General features: G+C 66.5%; 22 protein-coding genes. 15 read left to right on the top strand and 7 right to left on the bottom strand.

The genetic code is table 11. From position 1 onward, the window contains the following. Positions 1-127: 127 nt before the first annotated feature. The gene (locus ACZLIF_RS07160; protein ID WP_005408797.1) at positions 128-829 is read right to left on the bottom strand and encodes an FKBP-type peptidyl-prolyl cis-trans isomerase N-terminal domain-containing protein; all 702 of its coding nucleotides are present in this window, start codon (positions 827-829) and stop codon (positions 128-130) included. Between the two features lie 167 nt (positions 830-996). Here ACZLIF_RS07160 and ACZLIF_RS07155 point away from each other — a divergent pair, with 167 nt between their 5' ends. From ACZLIF_RS07155 to rnt, 15 genes are all read left to right on the top strand, one after another. Continuing rightward, on the top strand, positions 997-1,779 hold the full coding sequence (locus ACZLIF_RS07155) for an enoyl-CoA hydratase/isomerase family protein (RefSeq protein ID WP_128987829.1): 783 nt from the start codon (positions 997-999) through the stop codon (positions 1,777-1,779). A gap of 4 nt (positions 1,780-1,783) precedes the next feature. Beyond that, the gene (locus tag ACZLIF_RS07150) at positions 1,784-2,137 is read left to right on the top strand and encodes a hypothetical protein (protein WP_053518210.1); all 354 of its coding nucleotides are present in this window, start codon (positions 1,784-1,786) and stop codon (positions 2,135-2,137) included. Continuing rightward, entirely contained in the window at positions 2,137-2,826 is a 690-nt protein-coding gene (nth, locus tag ACZLIF_RS07145) for an endonuclease III (protein ID WP_128987828.1), read from the top strand. The genes ACZLIF_RS07150 and nth overlap by 1 nt, the downstream gene beginning before the upstream one ends. A gap of 193 nt (positions 2,827-3,019) precedes the next feature. After that, on the top strand, positions 3,020-4,231 hold the full coding sequence (locus ACZLIF_RS07140) for an OprO/OprP family phosphate-selective porin (protein ID WP_065174723.1): 1,212 nt from the start codon (positions 3,020-3,022) through the stop codon (positions 4,229-4,231). 208 nt (positions 4,232-4,439) lie between these two features. Then, positions 4,440-5,459, top strand: coding sequence for a phosphate ABC transporter substrate-binding protein PstS (pstS, locus tag ACZLIF_RS07135; protein ID WP_065174722.1), 1,020 nt, complete (start codon positions 4,440-4,442; stop codon positions 5,457-5,459). Between the two features lie 351 nt (positions 5,460-5,810). Then, the gene (pstS, locus tag ACZLIF_RS07130; RefSeq protein WP_053518206.1) at positions 5,811-6,899 is read left to right on the top strand and encodes a phosphate ABC transporter substrate-binding protein PstS; all 1,089 of its coding nucleotides are present in this window, start codon (positions 5,811-5,813) and stop codon (positions 6,897-6,899) included. Between the two features lie 82 nt (positions 6,900-6,981). Next, positions 6,982-7,950 carry a phosphate ABC transporter permease subunit PstC gene (gene pstC, locus ACZLIF_RS07125; protein ID WP_053518204.1) on the top strand — a complete coding sequence of 323 codons (969 nt, stop codon included), beginning with the start codon at positions 6,982-6,984 and terminating at the stop codon, positions 7,948-7,950. Beyond that, entirely contained in the window at positions 7,950-8,813 is an 864-nt protein-coding gene (pstA, locus tag ACZLIF_RS07120; protein ID WP_053518203.1) for a phosphate ABC transporter permease PstA, read from the top strand. Before pstC ends, pstA begins: the two co-directional genes overlap by 1 nt. 19 nt (positions 8,814-8,832) lie before the next feature. Further along, positions 8,833-9,663 carry a phosphate ABC transporter ATP-binding protein PstB gene (pstB, locus tag ACZLIF_RS07115; RefSeq protein WP_053518202.1) on the top strand — a complete coding sequence of 277 codons (831 nt, stop codon included), beginning with the start codon at positions 8,833-8,835 and terminating at the stop codon, positions 9,661-9,663. Between the two features lie 67 nt (positions 9,664-9,730). Next, positions 9,731-10,438, top strand: a complete 708-nt coding sequence (gene phoU, locus ACZLIF_RS07110) for a phosphate signaling complex protein PhoU (protein WP_053518201.1) — start codon at positions 9,731-9,733, stop codon at positions 10,436-10,438. A gap of 257 nt (positions 10,439-10,695) precedes the next feature. Continuing rightward, positions 10,696-11,046, top strand: a complete 351-nt coding sequence (locus ACZLIF_RS07105) for an HvfA family oxazolone/thioamide-modified RiPP metallophore (RefSeq protein WP_065181201.1) — start codon at positions 10,696-10,698, stop codon at positions 11,044-11,046. Beyond that, the gene (locus tag ACZLIF_RS07100) at positions 11,033-11,911 is read left to right on the top strand and encodes an HvfB family MNIO-type RiPP peptide maturase (RefSeq protein WP_128987827.1); all 879 of its coding nucleotides are present in this window, start codon (positions 11,033-11,035) and stop codon (positions 11,909-11,911) included. Before ACZLIF_RS07105 ends, ACZLIF_RS07100 begins: the two co-directional genes overlap by 14 nt. Then, positions 11,904-12,659, top strand: a complete 756-nt coding sequence (locus tag ACZLIF_RS07095; protein ID WP_128987826.1) for an HvfC family RiPP maturation protein — start codon at positions 11,904-11,906, stop codon at positions 12,657-12,659. Before ACZLIF_RS07100 ends, ACZLIF_RS07095 begins: the two co-directional genes overlap by 8 nt. 23 nt (positions 12,660-12,682) lie before the next feature. Beyond that, on the top strand, positions 12,683-13,213 hold the full coding sequence (locus tag ACZLIF_RS07090; protein WP_111185747.1) for an HvfX family Cu-binding RiPP maturation protein: 531 nt from the start codon (positions 12,683-12,685) through the stop codon (positions 13,211-13,213). A 140-nt stretch (positions 13,214-13,353) separates the two neighbouring features. After that, entirely contained in the window at positions 13,354-13,938 is a 585-nt protein-coding gene (gene rnt, locus ACZLIF_RS07085; protein ID WP_053518226.1) for a ribonuclease T, read from the top strand. Positions 13,939-14,001: 63 nt separating this feature from the next. On the opposite strand, the gene ACZLIF_RS07080 is transcribed toward rnt, so the two are convergent. From ACZLIF_RS07080 to ACZLIF_RS07055, 6 genes are all read right to left on the bottom strand, one after another. Then, positions 14,002-17,028 carry a ligand-binding sensor domain-containing diguanylate cyclase gene (locus tag ACZLIF_RS07080; RefSeq protein ID WP_128987825.1) on the bottom strand — a complete coding sequence of 1,009 codons (3,027 nt, stop codon included), beginning with the start codon at positions 17,026-17,028 and terminating at the stop codon, positions 14,002-14,004. A gap of 329 nt (positions 17,029-17,357) precedes the next feature. Further along, positions 17,358-18,128, bottom strand: a complete 771-nt coding sequence (locus tag ACZLIF_RS07075) for a PoNe immunity protein domain-containing protein (protein ID WP_128987824.1) — start codon at positions 18,126-18,128, stop codon at positions 17,358-17,360. Positions 18,129-18,307: 179 nt separating this feature from the next. Continuing rightward, positions 18,308-19,075, bottom strand: a complete 768-nt coding sequence (locus tag ACZLIF_RS07070) for a PoNe immunity protein domain-containing protein (RefSeq protein WP_128987823.1) — start codon at positions 19,073-19,075, stop codon at positions 18,308-18,310. A 9-nt stretch (positions 19,076-19,084) separates the two neighbouring features. Beyond that, on the bottom strand, positions 19,085-20,815 hold the full coding sequence (locus ACZLIF_RS07065; RefSeq protein ID WP_206733957.1) for a PAAR domain-containing protein: 1,731 nt from the start codon (positions 20,813-20,815) through the stop codon (positions 19,085-19,087). A 213-nt stretch (positions 20,816-21,028) separates the two neighbouring features. Next, positions 21,029-22,438, bottom strand: coding sequence for an ATP-binding protein (locus ACZLIF_RS07060; protein ID WP_053518188.1), 1,410 nt, complete (start codon positions 22,436-22,438; stop codon positions 21,029-21,031). 6 nt (positions 22,439-22,444) lie between these two features. Then, positions 22,445-23,173, bottom strand: a complete 729-nt coding sequence (locus ACZLIF_RS07055) for a response regulator (RefSeq protein ID WP_053518224.1) — start codon at positions 23,171-23,173, stop codon at positions 22,445-22,447. Positions 23,174-23,322: the final 149 nt, after the last annotated feature.

Below are 23,322 nucleotides of genomic sequence, written 5' to 3'. Positions count from 1 at the left end.
TGCAACAGTAGCGCGATTGCGCTGAATTTGCGCGGGCTGAAGATGCGGCATGCGGTCCTTCGCCGCGCGCCGCGCAAACAAAAACGCGCCGGTGGGATCACCGGCGCGTTGATGTTGATGCTGAGGCTTACTTGACGCTGACCAGCTTGATCTCGAACTGCACGGCCACGTTCGGCGGGAACGGGGTGCGCGGGTCGGCACCGTACGCCTGGTCCGGCGGCAGGGTGACTTCCCACTTCGAACCCGCCGGCATCTGCAGCAGGGTCTCACGCATGGCCTTCATTTCGACTTCGCTGACCTTGATCGACGGAATCTGCTGGGCCGGGCGGGCCTCGGTCGGGCGCTGGCCGTACGGGAACGGACCGGCGACTTCCAGCTGCACGGTGCTGGCCTGGGTCGGCTTGGCACCCTTGCCGGCTTCGATCACGCGGTACTGGACGCCGCTCGGCAGGGACTGCACGCCGGCCTTGGCCTTGTTCGCCGCGATGAACTGATCGCTCTTGGTCTTGTTTTCGGCAGCGGCCTTTTCATACTCGGCCTTGGCGGCCTGGGCACGACCCTGCTCGCGCTTCTGGAACGCTTCAACGGCCGGCTTCAGCTGCTCGGCGGTGATCGCCGGCTGCTTCTTGGCGTAGGCGTCCTGCAGACCCTTCACCACCGAGTTGATGTCCAGCTGCTCACCACGACCGGTCAGCTCCGCCAGGTTGTTGCCGTAGTCGTAACCGAAGTAGTAGCTCAGCTTGCCCTTTTCGGACGAGACGTCCTGGGCGAAGGCATTGCCCGTCAGGGCCAGGGCCGCGACGGCGACCGCGATAGAACGCAACTTCATCAAACAGTTCTCCAGGGGTGGTAACTCAGGGACGTTCTGCGCCGCCCTGAGGCGACGGGTTAGGATAACGGCCACAACGTGTAACCGCTACTCACCACGCAGGCTATGACCTGTCTGCGCGGGCAGAGTTCAAAATCACTCTTTTTTAACGTTCCAGGAGTTTCACCGTGGCCGATGACCTGATCGCTGTCACCGACGATGGCGCCATCCGCACCGTGACCGTCCAGCGCCCGGACAAGCTCAATGCCCTCAATGCCGCGACCCTGCAGGGTCTGGCCGATGCGTTCAGGGACGCCGCGGCCAACCCCGAGGTGCGTGTGGTGGTGCTGACCGGTGCCGGCCAGAAGGCCTTCGTCGCCGGCGCCGACATCGCCGAGATGAACACACTCAGTGCGGTTCAGGGACGTGATTTCTCCCTGCTCGGCCAAGGACTGATGCGACAGATCGAACGCATGCCCAAGCCGGTCATCGCCCGCGTCAACGGTTTCGCCCTGGGCGGCGGCCTGGAACTGGCACTGGCCTGCCATCTGCGCGTTGCTGCTGACTCGGCCAAGGTCGGCCAGCCGGAGATCAATCTCGGCCTGATCCCCGGCTTCGGCGGCAGCCAGCGCCTGCTGCGCCTGTGCGGCCGTGCCGCCACCCTGGAACTGTGCCTGCTGGGTGCGCCCATCGATGCCGCCCGTGCGCTCGCGCTGGGCATCGTCAACGAGGTGGTGCCGGCGGCCGATCTGGACACCCGTGTGCAGGACATCGCCCGGCAGCTGGCACGCTCGGCGCCCCTGGCGCTGCGCGCCCTGCTTGATGCGGTCCACGTCGGCGGCGAGTGCAGTCTGGAGGCGGGACTGGAGTACGAAAGCGCGCAGTTCGGCCTGCTGTTCGCCACCGAGGATATGCGCGAAGGCACCGGTGCCTTCCTGCAACGCCGTCCCCCCGCCTTCCAGAACCGTTGACCCCATGGCATCCCGACCCAACCCCGCGCTGCTGTTCGCCCGGGTCCAGGCAGACGATCTTGATGGTGCCCTGCAGGCCGGTCTGATGGACTATGTCGCCAACGAAGGCGACACACACGAGGTTCCCGGGCACCCGGAACTGCCGGAGGTGCTCAGCCAGGCGCGGCAGCAGCTGCAGCGCGCTTGGGCCGCACGTGACCGTTACCGCGCACGCGCGGTGCGCCTGGCCCGCCGCGACGCCGAACGCGATGCGCGTCGCACGCCGCGCCCGGCGCCGGACGTGAAACCTGCGCTGCCCGCCGCCGCTGCCGCCATCCTCGCCCGTGCCAAGGCACGCGCCACCGGCAAGGAGCGCTGATGGCCACCGCGAAGAAGGCCGCCCGCGCGCCAGCGCGGCGTGGCAGCAGCATGCCGCGCGCCGACGTGGTGGAAATGTTCACGCGCCTGCGCGAACTCAACCCGCATCCGAAGACCGAACTGGAATACAGCTCGCCGTTCGAACTGCTGGTGGCGGTGGCCTTGTCGGCCCAAGCCACCGATGTCGGCGTCAACAAGGCCACGCGCCGCCTGTTCCCCGTTGCCAACACGCCCGCGCAGATCCTGGCGCTGGGCGAGGACGGACTGAAGAAATACATCGCCACCATCGGCCTGTTCAACGCCAAGGCGAAAAACGTGATCGCCACCTGCGCGATCCTGCTGGAGAAACATGGCGGTGAAGTACCACGCGATCGCGAGGCACTGGAAGCCCTGCCCGGCGTCGGCCGCAAGACCGCCAACGTCGTGCTCAACACGGCCTTCGGCGAACCCGTGATGGCGGTGGATACGCACATCTTCCGCGTTGCGAACCGCACGGGACTGGCGCCGGGAAGGAACGTGCGCGAAGTGGAAGACAGGCTGGTGAAGGCGATTCCTGATGAATTCCTGCTCGACGCACATCACTGGTTGATACTGCACGGACGCTACGTCTGCAAGGCACGCAAGCCGGACTGCCCGGGATGCGTGATCGCTGATCTGTGCCGCTTCAAGGACAAGACACCGGCCCCCTGAGGCATCCGCGCAGCGCCTGCGGGTAAATGCCATCGCAGCGCAATCCCCACGTCATATCGGCCCGGCATCAATGCCGGGCCCAGTCGTGGCAAGGGTCGCGGCGGACAGACTGCGCGCGGAAACTGTCACATTTACGCAATCTTTACCTTCTAGCCTGCGCGCATCTTCCCACCTGCCTGCAAGGCTCCTCTCCATGAAACTGCATCACCAACTCCTGACGGTGGCCGTGGCCGCTGCGCTCTATGTGCCGGCTGCCCACGCTGAAGTCGCCATCGACGTGATCGGCGGTTCGGAAATCACCTTCGAAGGCCTGGTCCAGGCCGACGGCAACTGGTTCCACAACGACGTCGTGGACCTCAATGGTGGCGATGCCGGCAACGGCAAGGACAGCGAGTTCGAGCTGCGCCGCGCCGAGCTGGTGCTCAAGGGCAAGGGCCCGGGCAACGTGGAGTGGGTGCTCGGCTACGACGCCAAGGCCGACAAGTTCCTCGACACCAACGTGAAGTACAAGCTGCTGGGCAATGCCAACCATTTCATCCAGGTCGGCCAGTTCAAGCAGCCCAACAGCCTGGAAGAGCTGTCCAGCACCAAGAACAACGACTTCATCTCCAAGGCCGCGGTCACCAATACCTACGCGATCGCCCGCCGCCTGGGTGGCGCCTACAGCTACGGCCAGGACAACTGGTCGGTCACCGCCAGCGCCTTCGGCCGCGAGCTGACCCGCAACCTGGCCCATGGCAGCGGCTATGGCGCGCGTGGCACCTGGGCTCCGATCAACGAGAAGGGCCAGGTCCTGCACTTCGGCCTGAGCTACGTGGACTACGATGCCGACGCTGACACCCTGCGCGTGCGTGCGCGTCCGAACGCCGACCTGGCCACCGCCCGCCTGATCGACAGCGGCAACCTGACCGACACCGACCGAATCAGCACCGTCGGCGCCGAAGCCATGTACTTCCAGGGCCCGTTCAAGGCCCAGGCCGAGTACTACACCAGCAAGGCCAAGCGCTACGACCACGACAACTACACCAGCGACGGCTACTACATCAGCGGCCTGTGGAATGTCACCGGCGAGACCTGGAGCTACAAGGGCGGCACGCCCGGCACCGGCCTGCCGAACAACCCGGCCAGCGGCCAGTGGCAGCTGGGCGTGCGCTACGACCACATGGACCTCAACGACGGCAACCTGGCCGCGAACCCGGTCGCCGGTCGCCCGCCGATCGTCGATGGCGTGCTCGGCGGCAAGATGGATGTGTGGACCGTCGGCGCCAACTGGTACTGGCGCTCGAACTTCAAGCTGATGCTGAACTACGTGAAGGTCGACAGCAAGAAGTACAGCTCCAGCGCCCGCGGCTTCGTCAATGACGATCCGAACATCCTGGAAGCCCGCGCGCAGTTCTTCTGGTAAGAGCCCGCGTCATCGCACCATGCACCGGCAAGGGCACGACTGCGGTCGTGCCCTTGCCACGTCCGGTAGCGCCTGTACCGCAGCGCGATCCCCTCATCCGATGTCACACCGGCGTCATATGACAGACCTTTCCGTGTCACGGAATCGTTATGGAATGTGCACCGATACGTTGGGCAACCGCCCTTCGACCACCCCAGGAGTCTCTCCCGTGATCCACGCCTTCAAGTCGCGCGCCGCTGTCGCCATCCTGGCCGCGTCGTCCGTGTTCGCCGCCAATGCTGCCGATGTCACCGGCGCGGGCGCCTCCTTCATCTACCCCGTGATGTCCAAGTGGTCGGCGGACTACAGCACCGCCACCGGCAAGAAGGTCAACTACCAGTCGATCGGTTCCGGCGGCGGCATTGCCCAGATCAAGGCAGCGACCGTCGATTTTGGTTCCTCCGACGCGCCGCTGAAGCCGGAAGAACTGGCTGCCGCCGGCCTGGCCCAGTTCCCGTCGGTGATCGGCGGCGTGGTGCCGGTGATCAACGTCGCCGGCGTCGCACCGGGTGCGCTGAAGCTCGATGGCCCGACCCTGGCCAACATCTTCCTGGGCAAGATCACCACCTGGAACGATCCGGCCATCACTGCACTGAACCCGGGCCTGACCCTGCCCAGCGGCAAGATCACCATCGTGCACCGCTCCGACGGTTCGGGCACCACCTTCAACTTCGTCAACTACCTGTCCAAGGTCAGCCCGGAGTGGAAGAGCAAGGTCGGTGAAGGCACCTCGGTGCAGTGGCCGGCGGGCATCGGCGGCAAGGGCAACGAAGGCGTGGCCGCCTACGTCAAGCAGATCAAGGGTGGCATCGGCTACGTCGAGCTGTCCTATGCGCTGCAGAACAAGATGTCGTACGCGGCAATGAAGAACGCCGCGGGCAAGATCGTGCAGCCGTCGGACGCCTCGTTCTCGGCCGCCGCCGCCAGCGCCGACTGGGCCAATGCCCGTGACTTCTACCTGGTGATGACCAATGCCCCGGGTGCCGATGCGTGGCCGATCACCGCCACCAACTTCATCCTGGTCCGCAAGCAGCCGAAGAACGTCGCCGGTGCCAAGGCCACGCAGGAGTTCTTCCGCTGGATCTACAGGAACGGCGACCAGCAGGCCAAGCAGCTTGATTACGTGCCGCTGCCGGACACCCTGGTCCGCCAGATCGAGACCTACTGGACCCAGAACCTGAAGTACTGAGCAAGACCTCCCCCGCAGGAGCGGGGCCGGCGGGTCCTCTCTCCCCCGCCGGCCCCACCGGGCGCGAGATCCTCGGGATCTCGCGCTCTTCTCGTTTGTGGGGTCCGGCCTGCCGTCGCAGCGGGGCGTGGGGCTCGATCCTGCACCGGCCCGGGGCAACCCTGCCGGTGCGCAGATCGGGCGGCCACGGCGGTCTCCGGGGATGTCCGCCGTGGGCGACGACCCTGTGAAACCCTTGTCGGAACGTGATCCAGGACACCTCTGTCATGGACGTCATACGGCTGTAACAAAAACATCATTTCATAGCCGCATCCGCCGACGCCGTCGGCTCTTCCCCGCTATGGAGTGACCATGAAACTGCACTCGGCCGGCCTCGCCGCCCTTTCCCTGGCCATCGCCCTGGGCCTGTCGGCCTGCGGTGGCGACAAGCAGGCCGCGCAGCAGCCGGCCGCCGACGGTGCCGCTGCCCCGGCTGCCGCCGGTGCGAAGGTGACCGCCGAAGTCTCCGGCGCCGGCGCATCCTTCATCTTCCCGCTGGTGTCGAAGTGGTCGGCCGACTACAACGCCAGCACCGGCGCCAAGATCAACTACCAGTCCATCGGTTCCGGCGGCGGCATCGCCCAGATCAAGGCCGGCACGGTCGACTTCGGCTCGTCCGACAAGCCGCTGAGCAGCGAGGAGCTGGCGCAGGCCGGCCTGGCCCAGTTCCCGTCGGCCATCGGCGGCGTGGTGCCGGTCGTCAACATCGAAGGCCTGGAAGCCGGCAAGCTGCGCCTGAGCGGCGCCCTGCTGGCCGACATCTTCCTCGGCAAGGTCAAGACCTGGAACGACCCGGCGATCGTCGCTGCCAACCCTGGCGTGACCCTGCCGGACGGCAAGATCACCATCGTCCACCGTTCGGACGGTTCGGGCACCACCTTCAACTTCTCCAACTACCTGTCCAAGGTCAGCCCGGAGTGGAAGAGCAAGGTCGGCGAAGGCACTTCGGTGCAGTGGCCGGACGGTGTGGGCGGCAAGGGCAACGAAGGCGTCGCCTCGTACGTCAAGCAGATCAAGGGCTCGATCGGCTACGTCGAACTGGCCTACGCGCTGCAGAACGCCATGCCGTACACCTCGCTGCAGAATGCCGCCGGCACCTGGGTGCAGCCGAGCGCGGAGACCTTCGCCGCTGCGGCCGCCAGCGCCGACTGGGCCAGCGCCAAGGACTTCAATCTGGTCATCACCAATGCTCCGGGTGAGCAGGCGTGGCCGATCACCGCCACCAACTTCATGCTGATGCAGAAGCAGCCGAAGGATGCCAAGCGCAACCAGGACACCCTGGCCTTCTTCAAGTGGGCCTTCGAGAACGGCCAGGCCCAGGCCAACGAGCTGCACTATGTGCCGCTGCCGGCCGAACTGGTCACGCAGATCGAGGCCTACTGGGCGACCGAACTGAAGTGATGGACCCGACGGTGCCCGCCGCGTGCGGGCACCGTGTCTTCCACGCCGTGCCGCCCCGCCCCTTCCTGGCCCTGCCGTCCCCATGAATGCCATCGCCCAGCCTGTAGCCGCCCCGTCCACGCGTGACGCGCGTGATGCCCGCAACGACAAACTGTTCCGATGGGTGCTGGTCGGCACCGTCATCTTCGTCCTGATCGCCCTGGCCTGCGCGGCTCTGTCGATGCTGTGGGGCGGCCGCCATGCCCTGCAGATGCAGGGCCTGAGCTTCTTCTTCTCTTCCGACTGGAATCCGGTCGAAAACAAGTTCGGTGCGCTCGCTCCGATCTACGGCACCCTGGTCACCGCGCTGATCGCGATGGTCATCGCCGTGCCGGTCAGCTTCGGCATCGCCTTCTTTCTGACCGAAGTGGCGCCACGCTGGCTGCGGGGGCCGGTCGGCACCGCCATCGAACTGCTGGCAGGCATTCCCTCCATCATCTACGGCATGTGGGGCCTGTTCGTGCTGGTGCCGGTGATGACCGAGTACGTCACCCCGTTCCTCAACGAAACGCTGGGCGAATGGCCGGTCATCGGCCCGATATTCCAGGGCCCACCGCTGGGCATCGGCATGCTGACCGCCGGCTTCGTGCTGGCCATCATGGTCATCCCGTTCATCTCTTCGGTCATGCGCGAGGTGTTCCTGACCGTACCGACCCGCCTGAAGGAATCGGCCTATGCGCTGGGGTCGACCAAGTGGGAAGTGAGCTGGGACATCGTGCTGCCCTACACCCGTTCGGCGGTGATCGGCGGCGTCTTCCTCGGCCTTGGCCGCGCACTGGGCGAGACCATGGCCGTGGCCTTCGTGATCGGCAACAGCGTGCGCCTGTCGCCGTCGCTGCTGGAGCCGGGCACCACCATCGCCGCCCTGATCGCCAACGACTTCGGCGAGGCCACTGAAACCTACCGCTCGGCGCTGCTGCTGCTTGGCTTCGTCCTGTTCATCGTCACCTTCGTGGTGCTCGCCATCGCCCGCCTGATGCTGATGCGCCTGGCCCGCAAGGAGGGCAACTGATGTCCACCACCGCTGACTCGCTGTACCTGCGCCGCCGCATCGGCAATGTCGTCGCCATCGCGCTGTCCTGCGCCACCGCGCTGTTCGGTCTGTTCTTCCTGGGCTGGATCCTGTTCACCCTGGCCGCGAAGGGCCTGGCCGGCATCAACCTGGACCTGTTCACCAAGATGACACCGCCGCCCATGCAGGAAGGCGGCCTGGCCAACGCCTTCTTCGGCAGCGCGGTGATGTGTGCGCTGGCGATCGGCATCGGCACCCCGCTGGGTGTCCTGGCCGGCACCTGGCTGGCCGAGTACGGCAATGCCCGCAAGGCCGGCACCGTGGTCCGCTTCGTCAACGACATCCTGCTGTCGGCCCCGTCGATCGTGCTGGGCCTGTTCGTCTACACCCTGTACGTGATGCAGACCGGCGGCCAGTTCTCCGCCTTCGCCGGCGCGCTGTCGCTGGCCTTCATCGTGCTGCCGGTGGTGGTGCGTACCACCGACGAAATGCTGCGCCTGGTGCCCTCGCAGATGCGCGAAGCGGCGCTGTCGCTGGGCATCCCGCAATGGAAGGTGATCGTGCAGGTGCTCTACCGCAGCGCCTCGGCCGGCATCATCACCGGCATCCTGCTGGCGCTGGCCCGCATCTCCGGTGAGACCGCACCGCTGCTGTTCACTGCCTTCGGCAACCAGTACTGGAACAGCAACGTGTTCCAGCCGATGGCCTCGGTGCCGGTGGTGATGAACCAGTTCGCCGGCAGCCCGTACGAATCCTGGCAGGTGCTGGCCTGGGCCGGTGCCCTGGTGCTGACCGTCTTCGTGTTGCTGGTCAGCCTCGCCGCCCGCGGCCTCCTGCTGCGCAACCGCATCTCCCATGACTGACCTTTCCGTGGAAACCACCATGAACGATCTTTCCAATGCCGTGCCGATGCAGCGCATCGCCGTGCCGGCCTCGCACGAGAACCTGCATACCCCGGCTCCGGTCAAGCTCGCTGCGCGTGGCCTGGACTTCTACTACGACAAGTTCCACGCCCTCAAGGGCATCAACCTGGAGATCCCGGAAAAGCGCGTCACCGCGCTGATCGGCCCTTCCGGTTGCGGCAAGTCGACCCTGCTGCGCATCTTCAACCGCATCTACGCGCTGTACCCGAAGCTGGAAGCACGCGGCGAAGTGCTGCTGGACGGCGAGAACATCCTGTCGCCGAAGTTCCCGATGAACCGGCTGCGCAGCAAAGTAGGCATGGTGTTCCAGAAGCCGGTGCCGTTCCCGATGACGATCTTCGAGAACGTGGCCTACGGCATCCGCCACCACGAGAAGCTGTCCAAGGGTGAGATGAGCGACCGCGTCGAGCAGGCACTGCGTCAGGGCGCGCTGTGGGACGAGGTGAAGGACAAGCTCAACCAGAGCGCGCTGGGTCTTTCCGGTGGCCAGCAGCAGCGCCTGTGCATCGCCCGCGCCGTCGCCCTGCGCCCCGACGTGCTGCTGCTGGACGAACCGACTTCGGCACTGGACCCGATCTCCACCAGCCGCATCGAGCAGCTGGTGGAAGAGCTCAAGAACGATTACACCATCGTCATCGTCACCCACAACATGCAGCAGGCCGCCCGCGTATCGGACTACACCGCCTTCATGTACCTGGGCGACCTGATCGAACATGACCGCACCGAAGTGATCTTCTCGCAGCCGTCCAAGCAGCAGACCGAGGACTACATCACCGGTCGCTTCGGCTGACCGGACCGCGGCTTCTTCACAGACAACGCCAGTCGGGCATGGCCCGGCTCTACATGACGGAACAACCATGAATCTTCCCAACGACCACATCGTCAAGAGCTACGACGAAGAGCAGCAGCGCCTGGTGGCCGAAATCGTGCGCATGGGCGAGATGGCCGTCGCCCAGCTCGAAGCATCGATGGACGTGATCGAGAAGCGCGATGAGAACGCCGCCCATCGCATCATCGCCAACGATGAGGCGATCGATGCACTGGAGCAGCAGATCAGCCACGACGTGATGCGCCTTGCGCTGCGCGGCCCGATGGCGCGCGACCTGCGCGAAATCCTTGCGGGCCTGCGCATCCCCGCCGACATCGAGCGGATCGGCGACTACGCGGCCAACGTTGCCAAGCGTTCGATCGCACTGGGCAAGGTGCCGCCGCTGCCGCAGATCCAGGGCCTGCGCGCCCTGGGCCGGCTGGCCGCACAGCAGGTGCGCCGCGCCATCGCGGCCTACCGCGACAATGATGCCGAGGCGGCGCTGGCCCTGCGCGAGGATGACGCGCGCCTGGATGCGCAGTACACCGCGCTGTTCCGCGAACTGCTGACCTACATGATGGAAGATCCGCGCAACATCACGCCGTGCACCCACCTGCTGTTCATGGCCAAGAATCTGGAACGCGTGGGCGACCACGCCACCAACATCGCCGAGAACGTCTGGTTCCTCGTGCATGGAGAGCAGCCGCTGCCGCCGCGCGAGAAGCGCGACGAAACCTCCAGCACCGGTCAGCCCTGACGCTGCACTGCAACACCGGAGTCGACTCCAGAGTGGCCGCTGTCCGCGCGACAGCGGCCTTTCTTTTTGGGCCTTCCAGCATTTCCAAAGGCGCCGCGCCTGCCTGGCAAGGCCCCGCCCCCTGACTGCGCGGAAAATCTCACGAAAATTTGAGTTCTCTGCGAGGATTCGTTGAGTAGGATCTGCGCACGATCGCTTCCACCGGCACCTCTGCCGGCCACCCGGGCACCTGCCCACACCACCCAGGAGCACAACCGATGAGCAGTACCAACAAGACCCTGTCCCTGCTGACCGCTACCGCCCTTGTCACCGGCCTGGGCATGACGGCCAGCGCTTCGGCTCTGAGCATGAGCGATCTGGCACAGGGCTATCTGGTGGCCGGCCAGGCCGCCAAGGCCACCGATGCCAAGGCTGCCGACGCGCGTACCGGCGACGCCGCCAAGCATGCCGAAGGCAAGTGCGGCGCCGATGGCAAGAGCGCCGAAGGCAAGTGTGGTGGCGACAAGGGCAAGGCCGCCGCCGGCACCGATGCCAAGGCCAAGAGCACCGGCGACAAGAAGGCGGCCGAAGGCAAGTGCGGCGAAGGCAAGTGCGGTGGCAAGCACTGACGTCCGCGCCAGCGCTGCCCACCGGCGGTCGCCGCTTCCCGCGGCGGCCGCCGGGTTGGGCCTGCGCCGCGCGCTGCTGCAGGCGCTGCGCGAGGCGCCGGCCGGCGACTTCGACTTCCTCGAATGTGCGCCGGAAAACTGGATCCATGTAGGCGGCCCGGCAGGCGATGCACTGGCCGAACTGGCGGCGCGGCATCCGCTGAGCTGCCACGGCCTGTCGCTGTCGCTGGGCGGCAGTGCACCGCTGGATACGCAGCTGCTGGCACAGGTTGGCCGGTTCCTGGACGAGCACCGCGTGCCGCTCTACAGCGAGCACCTGAGCTACTGCAGCGACGACGGCCATCTGTACGACCTGCTGCCGATTCCGTTCACCGATGAAGCCGTGCGCCATACCGCCACGCGCATTGCCCGTGTGCAGGACCTGCTCGGCCGGCGCATCGCGGTGGAGAACGTGTCCTACTACCTGGCACCGGAACCGTCCATGGACGAACTGTCCTTCACCAACGCGGTGCTTGCCGAAGCGGACTGCGACCTGCTGCTGGACGTCAACAACGTCTACGTCAACGCCTGCAACCATGGCTACGACGCCGACACGTTCATCGCCGGCCTGCCGGCACAGCGCATCGTCTGCCTGCACGTGGCCGGGCACCTGGATGAAGCGCCGGACCTGAAGATCGACACCCATGGCAGCGCCGTGATCGATCCGGTCTGGGAACTGCTTGCACGTACCTATGCGCGCATCGGCCCCCGCCCCACCCTGCTCGAACGCGACTTCAACTTCCCCCCATACGCCGAGCTCCAGAGCGAGCTGCAGACCATCCGCCGCCTGCAGGCCGACCCAGCCGGAGGCAGCACGCATGGCTGAAGCGCCGGAACGGCTGCGTGCGCAGCAGCACGCGTTCACCGCCCATCTGCGCGACCCGGACACCGTGGCCGCGCCGGCCGGCATGGAGCCGCGACGCGTAGCGGTGTACCAGCGCCTGCTGTTCAACAACCTGCTGGGTCTGTTGAGCAACGGGTTCCCGGTCTGCGTGCGCCTGCTCGGTGAACCGGGCTGGAGTGCCCTGGTGCGCAGCTACTTCGCGACGCATCGCTGCCGCAGTCCGCTGTTCACCGAACTGGCCGCCGAGTTCGTGCAGTGGCTGCAGGCACAGCCGCAGCTTCCGCATCCGGCGCTGGCCGAGCTGGCCCACTACGAGTGGGTGGAAACGGCGTTGTACCAGCTGCAGGCCGAGCCGCTGCCGGTGGCCGGCGCGATCGATCCTCGGGTGGTCGCCCTGCAGCGTTCGCCGCTGGCCTGGCCCTTGCTGTATCAATGGCCGGTCCACCGGCTTGGCGCGGACGATGCGCCGCGCACGGCTCCGGCCGAGCCGACCGGCCTGCTGGTCCGGCGCGATGCTGACGGTGAGGTGCGTTTCGCCAGCCTCAGCCCACTGGCGGTGCATCTGCTGGCCCGCATCGGCGAGCAGCCCGGCGCCGATGGCAACACCTACCTGCGGCAGCTGGCACTGGCACACGGGCTGGAGGAGCACGCGTTGGACGAGGCCGGTGCCGCCCTGCTGCAACAGTTCCTGCAAGCCGGCGTAATCGGCCCGATCACGCCGCCGCCCTGACGCCCCACTCCCGGAGATTCCCGATGAACTACCCGATCCTGGCCACCGCGCGTGGCCAGCTGGACCGTCTCGCCCCCTGGTTGGCCCCGCTGGGCCTGCGCGTACTGCTGGCCTGGGAGTACTTCGAATCCGGCCTGGAGAAACTGCACGGCCAGAACTGGTTCGCCGACCTGCAGCAGGCCTTTCCGTTTCCATTCGACCACTTGCCGGCCGCGCTGAACTGGCAACTGGCCACTTGGTTCGAACTGCTGGGTGCCGCCTGCCTGCTCGTCGGTTTCGGCACCCGCTTTGCCGCTGCCAGCCTGCTGGTGCTGACCGTGGTGGCGACCCATGCGGTGCACTGGCCGATGGAATGGCACTCGCTGGGCGACCTCGCCATGGGGTATGCAATCAGCGACCAAGGCTTCGGCAACTTCAAACTGCCCGTGCTGTTCATGGCGATGCTGCTGCCGTTGCTGTTCGCTGGCGCCGGCAGGCTGAGCGTCGATGCACTGCTGGCCCGGCATGGCGCTGGCGGGGGCACCTGGGCGGGAGCCGGTCCGCGATGCCGCTGATTGGCGCGCCGCCCGCAACGCCCCATCCGGCTGCGCGCACCGGGCGCTCAGGAACGCTCTGCTAGAATCCACGCATGACCGACCCCACCCCCGCACCTGACGTCGCCCCCGTTTCCGCAGTACCGCAGGCGCAGCGTGCGATGTCACAACGCTTCCGTGGCTTCCTGCCGGTGGTGGTGGACGTGGAGACCGGCGGCTTCGACGCCCAGCGCAACGCGCTGCTGGAGATCGCGGCGGTGCCGATCGAGATGGACGAGAACGGCCTGCTCTTCCCCGGGCAGACCGCCAGCGCGCATGTCGTGCCGGCCGAAGGGCTGGAAATCGATCCGAAGTCGCTGGAAGTCACCGGCATCATCCTGGATCACCCGTTCCGGCTGGCCAAGGAAGAGCGCGCCGCGCTGGACCATATCTTCACCCCGGTTCGCGCCGCAATGAAGAAGTACGGCTGTCAGCGCGCAATCCTGGTCGGCCACAACGCGCATTTCGACCTCGGTTTCGTCAATGCCGCCGTCGCCCGTACCGGGCACAAGCGCAATCCGTTCCACCCCTTCAGCGTATTCGACACGGTGACGCTGGCCGGCATCGCATACGGGCAGACGGTGCTGGCACGTGCTGCCAATGCGGCGGGACTGGGCTGGGATGCCAACGAAGCGCATAGCGCGGTGTACGACACCGAGCAGACGGCACGGCTGTTCTGCACGATCGCCAACGCCTGGCCGCGGTAACCGTCAGCGCCCCTCTCGCCGCGCAGGCGTGGGTGCCGACCGTGGGCCGGCACCGCCGGCGCGTCAACCGATGCTCGTGCGATCCCGCCCGTCGCTCTTGGCACGGTAGAGCGCGCGGTCGGCGCGCTGGTACAGCAGGGCCGGGGTGCGGTCTTCGGCCTCCAGTTCGACCAGTCCCGCACTGAAGGTCACCCTCAGCCCGTCCACGCCCGCCCAGTCCGGGTGGTCATGGAACAGCCCCCGCAACCGCGCGCACAGCTGCGCGGCTTCCTCCAGCCGGGTGTCGTTGAGCAGCAGCGCGAATTCTTCGCCGCCCGTGCGCGCAGGCAGGTCCGAGTCACGACAGGCCGTGGCGATCACCCGCGCCACCTCGACCAGTACCGCATCACCGGTACTGTGGCTGTAGCGATCGTTGACAGCCTTGAAGTGATCGATATCCAGCACCACCAGGCATAGCGGGTGGCCGCTGCGCTGCGATCGTGCGAAGTCACGCGCCAGGGTTTCATCAAAGCCGCGGCGGTTGGCCAATCCGGTCAGCGCATCCTCCCGCGCCTGGCGCTCGAACGCTTCGGCCTGCCGTGCGAGGCGTTCGGCCAGCTCGGTCTTCTCCTGGTTCACCGCCTGCAGATGGACGGTCTGGGCCTGCAGGTCGAAGGTGGCCTCGTCCACGCGGCGAGCCAGACGCAGGTTGCTGGCCTTCAGCTGCTGCAGCAGGAAGCGGTACAGCGCCACCAGCCCGGCCAGCAGCAGGATGCCGCCCAGCGCCTGCACGCTGCGCCGTTGCCACCAGAACGGCTCCACGCTGAAGCTCCATACCGCTTCCTGCTGGCCCCAGGCGCCACTCGGGTGCGCGGCGGCCACGTGCAGCGTGTAGTCGCCCGGTGGCAGGCCAACGAACTCCACGCTGCGCTGTGGACCGCGCTCGACCCAGCCGCTGTCCAGCCCATCCAGGCGCGTGCGGTAGCGGATCCGGTCCGACATCAGGTAGCTCAGGCCGACATAGCTCACCGCGAGGCGACGACCACCGGGAATCAGATTGCGTTCGGCGCCCTCCCAGTGCACCGGCGCGCCGTCCACCTGCACGTTCTCGATCGCCGCTGGCGGTGCCCGCCGTTCGCGGAAGCGCTGCAGGCGCTGCGGATCGACCGTACTCAGGCCCCCCGCGGTGACCACCCAGAAGGTGCCATCCTGGCGCAGGATCGCCGAGGGGCCGGAGCTGCCGTTGGCCTGTGCATTGGCCATGCCGTCGATCTCGTTGTAGCGCTCCACGCTCACCCGCGGCGCGCGGCCGTCGGCCACGGCATTGAGGGTCGCCATGTCGGTGCGCAGCACGCCACGGTTGCTGCTGATCCATACGTTGCCCAGCCGGTCGGGCACCAGCTGGAACACCGCGTCGACCGGCATGCCCTGCTCCAGGCCGACGCGGGCCAGCCGCCCGCCCTGCCAGCGGTACAGGCCACGATCACTGCTGATCCACATCGCGTCACCCAGCTGGTGGAAGCCGAACACACTGCGTCCGCCCCCCAGCGGCGCCAGATCGATCGCCTGCACACGGTTGCCGCGCAGCACGCGGATGCCCTCGATCGTGCCGATCCACAGGTTGCCCTGGTGATCGTGTTCCAGCGCTGTGATCAGCCCGGTCGGCATGCCCGCCACCGGCGACACCTGCACCCGGTCGCCGTCGATGCGCACCACTCCCTTCTGCGTTCCGGCCCAGACCGCCCCGCTCGAATCCACGCTGATCGCGCGGATGTTGCCACCCGGCATGCCATCGTCGGCGGCGTAGTTGTGGCGCAGGCGGCCGTCCCGGGACAGGCGGTAGACGCCGTCACCGAAGGTTCCCACCCAGAGATCGCCGTCCGGCCCCTGCGCCAGGCTCAGCACCGACGGCGCCTTGCCACCGCGGTTGTGCAGCGGCATGACCTGGAAACGGCCATCGGCATTCTGTCGATCCAGGCCACTGGCACTGCCCACCCACAGCTGGCGGTCACGATCTTCCAGCACGGTGCGCACGTAATCGCCGCTGAGCCCATCGCGCTCGGTGTAGCTGCTGAACAGGGTCTCGCGCAGGCGGTAGAGGCCGCCGTTGGCCCCCACCCAGATGCTGCCCTCGTCATCCTCGCGCAGGCTCACCACGCGCCCGCCCGGCAGGCTCAGGCCCGCAGGCAGCCGCTCCAGTCCATGCGAGGAAATCCGCAGCAGCCCCTGGTTCTCGGTGCCCAGCCAGAGATCACCGTGGCGGTCCTGCAGCATCGAGGTCAGGTGCAGCTGGCCCGGCAGCCGGTGCACCAGCACCAGCCGGTCATCCTCGAGCCGGTACAGGCGCTCGCCCGCCACGATCCACAGCGCACCGTCCGGCGCCCGGTACGGCCAGGACAGGCCACTGCCCGCGCCCAGCCCCCAGGCGGCGGGCGCGCGCTTCAGCACGCCATCGTTGTCACGCAGTACCAGGCCATCGAGCGTGCCGACCCAGACCCGATCCTGCGCATCCACCACCAGTTTGGTGAAGCTCATCGCCATCGGCAGATCGGCAGCCGGCGCCTGATAGACAAGGCCTTTGTCCGGCGCGAGATAGCCCAGGCCCTTGCCTTCGTAGAGCAGCCACAGGCGCCCCTGGCTGTCCATCTGCATCGACTGGATCAGTACCTGCGGGGTATCCGGCTGGTGCTCCCACACACGCCACTGGCCATCACTGCCACGTCGGCTGACATTGCCGCGCGAGTCGCTGATCCACAGCCCGCCCTGACGGTCGACGAACAACGCGCCGATGCCGTTGTCGCGCAGCCCGGGCCGCGTGCTGCGGTCGTACACGGTGAAATCCAGGCCGTTGTAGCGCACCAGGCCTTCCCAGGTGGCAAACCAGAGATGGCCTTCCGGCGTCTGCGCGATGTCGCGCAGCGAGTTGTGCGGCAGGCCGTTGCGCGAGGTCCACACATCGATGGCGTAGTCGCGCAGCGGCGGTGCACCGCTCTGTGCCTGCAACGGCAATGCAGCAGCCAGCAGCAGCCACAGAAGGCTGTGTCGCAGCACCGCCCTCCAGTCCCACGCGTGACGCTCCACCCAGCGCCCGTCGTCCCCCTGCCCGCTCATCACCGCAGCAGTGGCGGCCGGGTACTGCGGCCAAGCAGGGCGGCAGGTGGATATGCCCTGGCAGCGCGGGGCGGCGTGCCGACGGGAACAGGCTGGCTCATCGGGGGGCGTCTGGGGAGATGCGCGAATGATAGGGCAAACGCCAGCCCGCCGCGCCTGCCCAGCCGTGCCCCCCTCCCCGGGCAGCAACGGCGGGCGTTCTGATCCAGCCGTGCAGGCGGTACGGATTTCTGGCGGAAGGGCGTGGTCCAGTACACCTTCCCGAGCCCAGGCGGTGACCACAGGCAGGACCAGAAGACCCCTCGCCTGGCGCCTCTGCGGAGGGACAGCTACGTCCTGTCGCCAGCACGACGCCTGTAATAAGCCACCAGATCCGCCGGATAGTACTCGTGGTCGCGGAAGCTCGCATCGTCGATGTCGAACAGCATCACAACCAGCGCGGCCTCAAAGGCCCAGTAGCCCATGTAGCCGCTGTCGTCGTCACGGTGATTCCCGTGCCAGTACACGTTGCGGCTGCCTGCATACCAGCCGTCCAGGAACTTCTTTACGAGCCCGGGCCGGTCCGAGGGTGAGGCGATTGCTTCCATGAGCGGGCTGTACTGGCGATACAGCACCTGAGTCGAAACGGGTCGGCCCGCATCCCCCATTGCAACTGCGATCGCGTCGAAGAGTTCGTCTTTTCCGGCGTTCTGCAGCAGCGTCAAACTTCGTTCAATGTACTCTCGTCCCATGTCCAGCGAGAGCGCGAAGGCCAGCCACCACAACCATTGCACGAAGTGATCTTGCCGGATGTCCTCGAACTGGAAGCGGTAGCTTCTCTCACCTGTTTCCAGCAGATCGCAGAGTTCACTCATCTTCTCGCGCACTGCAAGGAGCGACCTCACCTCACCCTTGATTGATTCGATGTCATCACCGCGGGAGTATCGCATTACCACCACCCCCAACACTGAATCGAAAAGCCTTGAGGCAGCAAGAACACGCCCTTTGCGCGGCAATTCATCCCCCACGATTCTCGATTCCTTTCGATGAATGGAGGCTCCCGCATGCTCGATCCAGCGGTCAAAGTAGCTTCTGGTCTTGCGCGAATCGCGCATTTTCATTATTGAATCAAACCCTCACTTGATTCTGAAACTGGCATCAGTCGATTCTGACAGCCCCTACCGCTCCATGTTCTGCTACACCCCGGGGAATGCCGCGCTCAGCCGGCGTGCCCCGATGCACCTTGCCGACGGCGCCTGCTGACCACACCGGACCATCTCGTGCTTGAGCCGCCTGAACATCAGATTCCTGCGCCAGCACGACGCCTGTAATAGGCCACCAGATCGGCCGGGTAGTACTCGTGGTCGCGGAAGCTCGAATCGTCGATATCGAACAGCATCACGACCAGCGCGGCCTCAAAGGCCCAGTAGCCCATGTAGCCGCTGTCGTCGTCACGGTGATTCCCGTGCCAATAGAGGTTGCGGCTGCCCGCATACCAGCCATCCAGGAACTTCTTTACGAGCCCCGGTCGGTCCTGGATCGATGCGACGGCCTTTGCTAGCGGAAGGTACTGGCGATACAGCACGTGATTGGCAGCGGGTCGGCCTGTGTCTCCCAATGCAATCGCAACTCTGTCGAAAAGCTCGTCTTCCCCGGCGTGCTTCATCAAGCCAAGTGCACTTCGCACATAAGAGCCCTCCATACCCGCGGCAACCGAGAATGCCAACCACCAGAGGTACTTTGTGTACCTGTCCGGCCGAAGATCCTCCCACACTGCACGAATCATCTGATCCTGTGCGCCCAAGGCATCGGCGCACAGATCAACGCGCCGCCTTGCAAGCAGCAATTCTTCCAGCCCCCCCAGTACTTCAACCAGATCGTCGCCACGCGAGTAGCGCATCACCATTATCTGAAGGAGCAGGGAAAACACGGAACTCGATGCATTGGCGCGTCCGACGTCGGTGTACCTGTGTGAATCAATACGATCAACGACCTCTGCAACCTCATCCAGCCGGAACTCGATGATTCCAGAGAAATATGCCTTGGATTTCCTGCTATCGCGCATCATCGGTCCAGTTCAAAATGATGAAGGGCCAATCACCCTTCCGTCCACGCCAAGCTTGTAGGACTGCGTCGTGCCATCTTCGGCCACCCTGATCAGAATCGACTCAACCCGCCCCTGATTCATCGCATCCCTCATCCTTCTTGCCTCTACGACCCCCACCTTGGAATCAAGACGCTCGTTTATCCATTCGCTGTCCATCTGCCGCGTACCGTCCCTGTACGGTCCACCCAACCGGCCCGTGTTGTACTTCGCTTCGGTGATCACATAGTCGGGCGGCGGATCCGGGTGGCTGTAGACCCCATCGATGCCATTCTCTCCCGGACGATACACGCCATCGGTCTTTCCCACTGGCGTCAGGCCCTTGTCCAGCATCGCTTGATGCGCCCTCGCCTCACCGAACGCGGCACCTGCGGCGCGCGTGCGCGGCAGCCGGGTTTCCACCACCCCATCGGCGTCCGGCGCCCGGCTTTCCGTGTGCCGACGCTTGCGCAAGCGCAATGCCCGCGCCAATGCGGTGAACGCCTCGCCCAGCTCGTCCAGCAGCGCTGCCAGACGCTGCCCCAACCGCCCGATCCGGGCCGCCCAGGTTGCGCCGCCATAGGCGGTTCCGGCCGTGCCTGCGCTGAACGCGCCCAGCAGCACGCTGATCACGACATCGAGCGCAAACTGGCTGCCGTAGCGCTGGGTCAGCTCCTGCAGCTCGTCTGGCGGCACCGCCTTCGCCCAGTCCGCGGGGAACGCCGCCAACAGCTGCCAGGTCGGGCCGTCGTCGAACAGCAGGATCAGCTGCTCCTTGATCGCACTGGCCTTGTCCAGCACCTGCTCGCCTGCTGCACGATGCCCCGCGATGCGTGCATCCAGCCCGTCCCAGTCGCCCGTCAGCAGCAGTCCGCTCAGTTCGCGCAGTTCCGCATCGGCCTTGAAGCGCAGCACCGCCAGCTGCCACACCGCTTCCACGCTGCCGCTGGCCCAGTCCCATGTGCCTCTTGCCTGGCCTTCGATGCGATTCAGTTCCATCAGGAAGGCCTGATGCGCAGCGCTGGCACTGTTCCATTGCCGCCAGTCCGCAGCAAAATCCTGCCGGGTCTGCTGCACGATGCGCTGCAGGGCCGCGCGAAGGCGTTCGCGGCAGGCCTCGATCTCAGCCGAGTCGGTGCTGTCGGCCTCGTGCTGGTAGATCACCTGCACCGGCCCCACGCTTACCTGCGGCAGGCGTGCACGACCTTCGTCATCGAGATGGCCGCTGAGCACGCGGCCATCGGACAGGGTCGCCCGGTAACTGACACCGCGCGCGGGCGTGCAGTCCAGGTCGCCGTAGTGGCAATGCAGCACGACCTCGCGCGTAGCGACCGCATCGCGGGCAACGAAACCGCTGGGCGGCGGCGTGGCGTTCCACAGGTCCACTGCTGCCGGCGCGGCAGGCGCCGCGGAGACCGACGCACCGCCACCGCCACCGCCACCGCCTCCGCCTCCGCCGTCAACCACATACACCAGCGACTGAGCACCTCCGAGCAACCTGCAGCCACAGGCCAGCGAATCGCCTTCGCGCGCGATCGGCTTGCCGTCGAGGATCAGCGTCGGGTCACCGGTGACGATCTCGAACGCGCCGCCATGCTTCGGGCACGTTGCCTTGTCGCCCACGCAGGCGACGGCCTTGCCTTCGATATCCGTATTCGACGATCCGGTCAGCACCCGCCCGCCGCCCGTGGTGGCGTCGCCCACCACGATCCACATCCGTGCCATCTGCCATCCGCAAGGAACTTCGATGGCTTCAGGTGACCGGCCGCACGCAGCGCAGGCAATTCAACGCTGACGCAATTGCCTCGACTGCCTGTAAAACGCCTTGCAGCGCAGGCAATTACCGTGGGTGACGCATTCGCCCTATCGTGCTGCAGGCAGGGCTATCGCGTCAGTTTTGCGTGGGGCCTGCCGGAACGCAGCCCCCACCGCGTCTGCTCAGCCTGCCCGACCCGGCGCCACCACCTGTGCACTGGCCGGCCATTGCACCACGGCTTCCAGTCCGCCCTCGGCACGGTTGCGCAGCCACAGCCGCGCGCCGTCCTTCTCGGCCAGCGCGCGCGCGATGGTCAGGCCCAGCCCGGCCCCGCCGGTTTCGCGCGAACGCGAGGTCTCCACCCGCACGAACGGGTCGAACACGGCTTCCAGCTGGTCGTCGGCCAGGCCGGGGCCATCATCGGCCACCACCACGGTGATGCTGCCGCCGCCCCGCTCGATGCGCACCCGCACGCGCTGGCCGTACATCACCGCGTTGTCCACCAGGTTCGAGAACAGGCGGTGCATCGCCAGTGGCCGCAGCATCAGCACCGCATCGCTCCTGCCCTCGAAGACGACATCGGCACCACCTTCTGCGGTGTCCTCGACGATGCTCTCCAGCAGCGAATCCAGGTCCAGTGCAGCGCGCTGCTCGGCGCTCTCGGCACTTCGGGCCAGTTCCAGGCCTTCGCGGACCAGTGCCTGCATCGCAGCCAGATCGCCGATCAGGCGCTCGCGCAGCGCCTCATCGGTCACGTTCTCCAGCCGCAGGCGCAGGCGGGTCAGCGGTGTCTGCAGATCGTGGGTGATCGCCGCCAGCATCTGCGTACGCTCGGCCAGGTGTCGCTGCAGGCGGTGCTGCATGGCATTGAAGGCTTCGGCGGCGCGCTGTACTTCACGCGGACCGCGCAGCGGCAGCGGATCGCGCTGCAGGTCGTCGCCAAGATCCTCGGCGGCGGCGGCCAGCTCCTGCAGCGGTGCGCTGGCCATGCGGGCCACGATGTAGGCCAGTACCGCGATGGCCAGCACGAGCAGGGTCAGGAACAGCGGGTCCACGGCCAGGATGCCGTTGTGGGCCACCGCCGGGGAATCCAGTGCCAGCTTCAGCAACGTACCGTCGTTGAGGGTGACGTCCACCGCGCGGCATTTGGGCGGGATGAACGCCGGATCGCGCTCGCGAGGATGCTTGCGGTAGCCGGGCGGCGGCGGTGGCAGCAGTTCCTGCAGCCTGGGAATGCAGGAGCGGAACGAAGTGAAGTGCACCTGCGCCCGCGCGACCGGGCCCGGGCGGTCCTCCAGCACTTCCATCAGCGCAGCATCAGCACGTCCCACGCGCGCACCGGACTGCAGCGCGCGCACGCTCGGCCCGCCCACTTCCAGCAGGCGCTCGCGCAGCTCGGGATTGCCGTCGAGCAGATTGACGTAGCCCTGCAGGCGATCGGCGATGCGGTTGAGGTTCTGCCGCTCGAACTCCTGCTGCCGCTTGGAGGTGGCCAGCATGGTCGCGCCGATCGCCGCCACCGACATGCCCAGCAGCAGGATCACGAACAGCCGCCCGACCATCGAGGACAGAAAGTGGCGCAGGCGATTCATCGCGGCTTATTCCAGGTTGACGGCCGAGGCGAGGACATAGCCTTCGTTGCGCACGGTCTTGATCAGCCCATCGGGACCGCCATCGTCACCCAGCTTGTTGCGCAGGCGGCTGACCTGCAGGTCGATCGCGCGATCCTGCGCCTCATAGTTACGGCCGCTGCTGAGCGCGACCAGCTGCTCGCGCGACAGGACCTTGTTGGCATGTGCGATGAACACCCGCAGCAGGCGGAACTCCGCGCCGGACAGCACCACCACGCGCCCGTCCGGATCGACCAGGTGGCGGTGCTCCAGATCGAACACCCAGCGCGAGAATCGTGCACGGCGCACCGCCAGTGGCTCCAGATTGGCCGGCAGGGCTTCGGTACGGCGCAGCACGTTGCGGATGCGCGCCAGCAGCTCGCGCGGCTCGAATGGCTTGGCCAGATAGTCATCGGCGCCCATTTCCAGGCCCAGCACGCGATCGATCGGTTCCGCGCGGGCGGTCAGCATGATCACCGGCGTGTTCGAGCGTGCCCGCAGGTCACGGCACAGGGTCAGGCCATCCTCGCGCGGCAGGTTGAGGTCGAGCACGATCAGGTCCACGTGTTCGCGCTCCAGCAGCTGGCGCATGCTGGTGCCGTCGGCCGCCGTGCTGACCTGGTAGCCGGCGCGGCCGAGCTGCTCGGCCAGCAGGGTGCGGATGTCGTTGTCGTCGTCGACGATCAGCAGTCGATGCATCGGGTTTTCAGTCTCCATGTCGCGGATCATCCCGTGTCGGGAGCTGAACCGCATCCTGGCCAATGCGTACCACTGTATCCACCCGCGGGCCGGATACCTGTCGATACGCGCTTTCGCCGACAGTGTTACACACAGACACACCCTGAGGATTGAGCGGTTGATCGCCC

Source organism: Stenotrophomonas sp. 2201_Sma, assembly GCF_056486685.1.
Note: the sequence above shows the minus strand (reverse complement) of the source record. Positions and strands in the feature narration are given on the sequence as shown.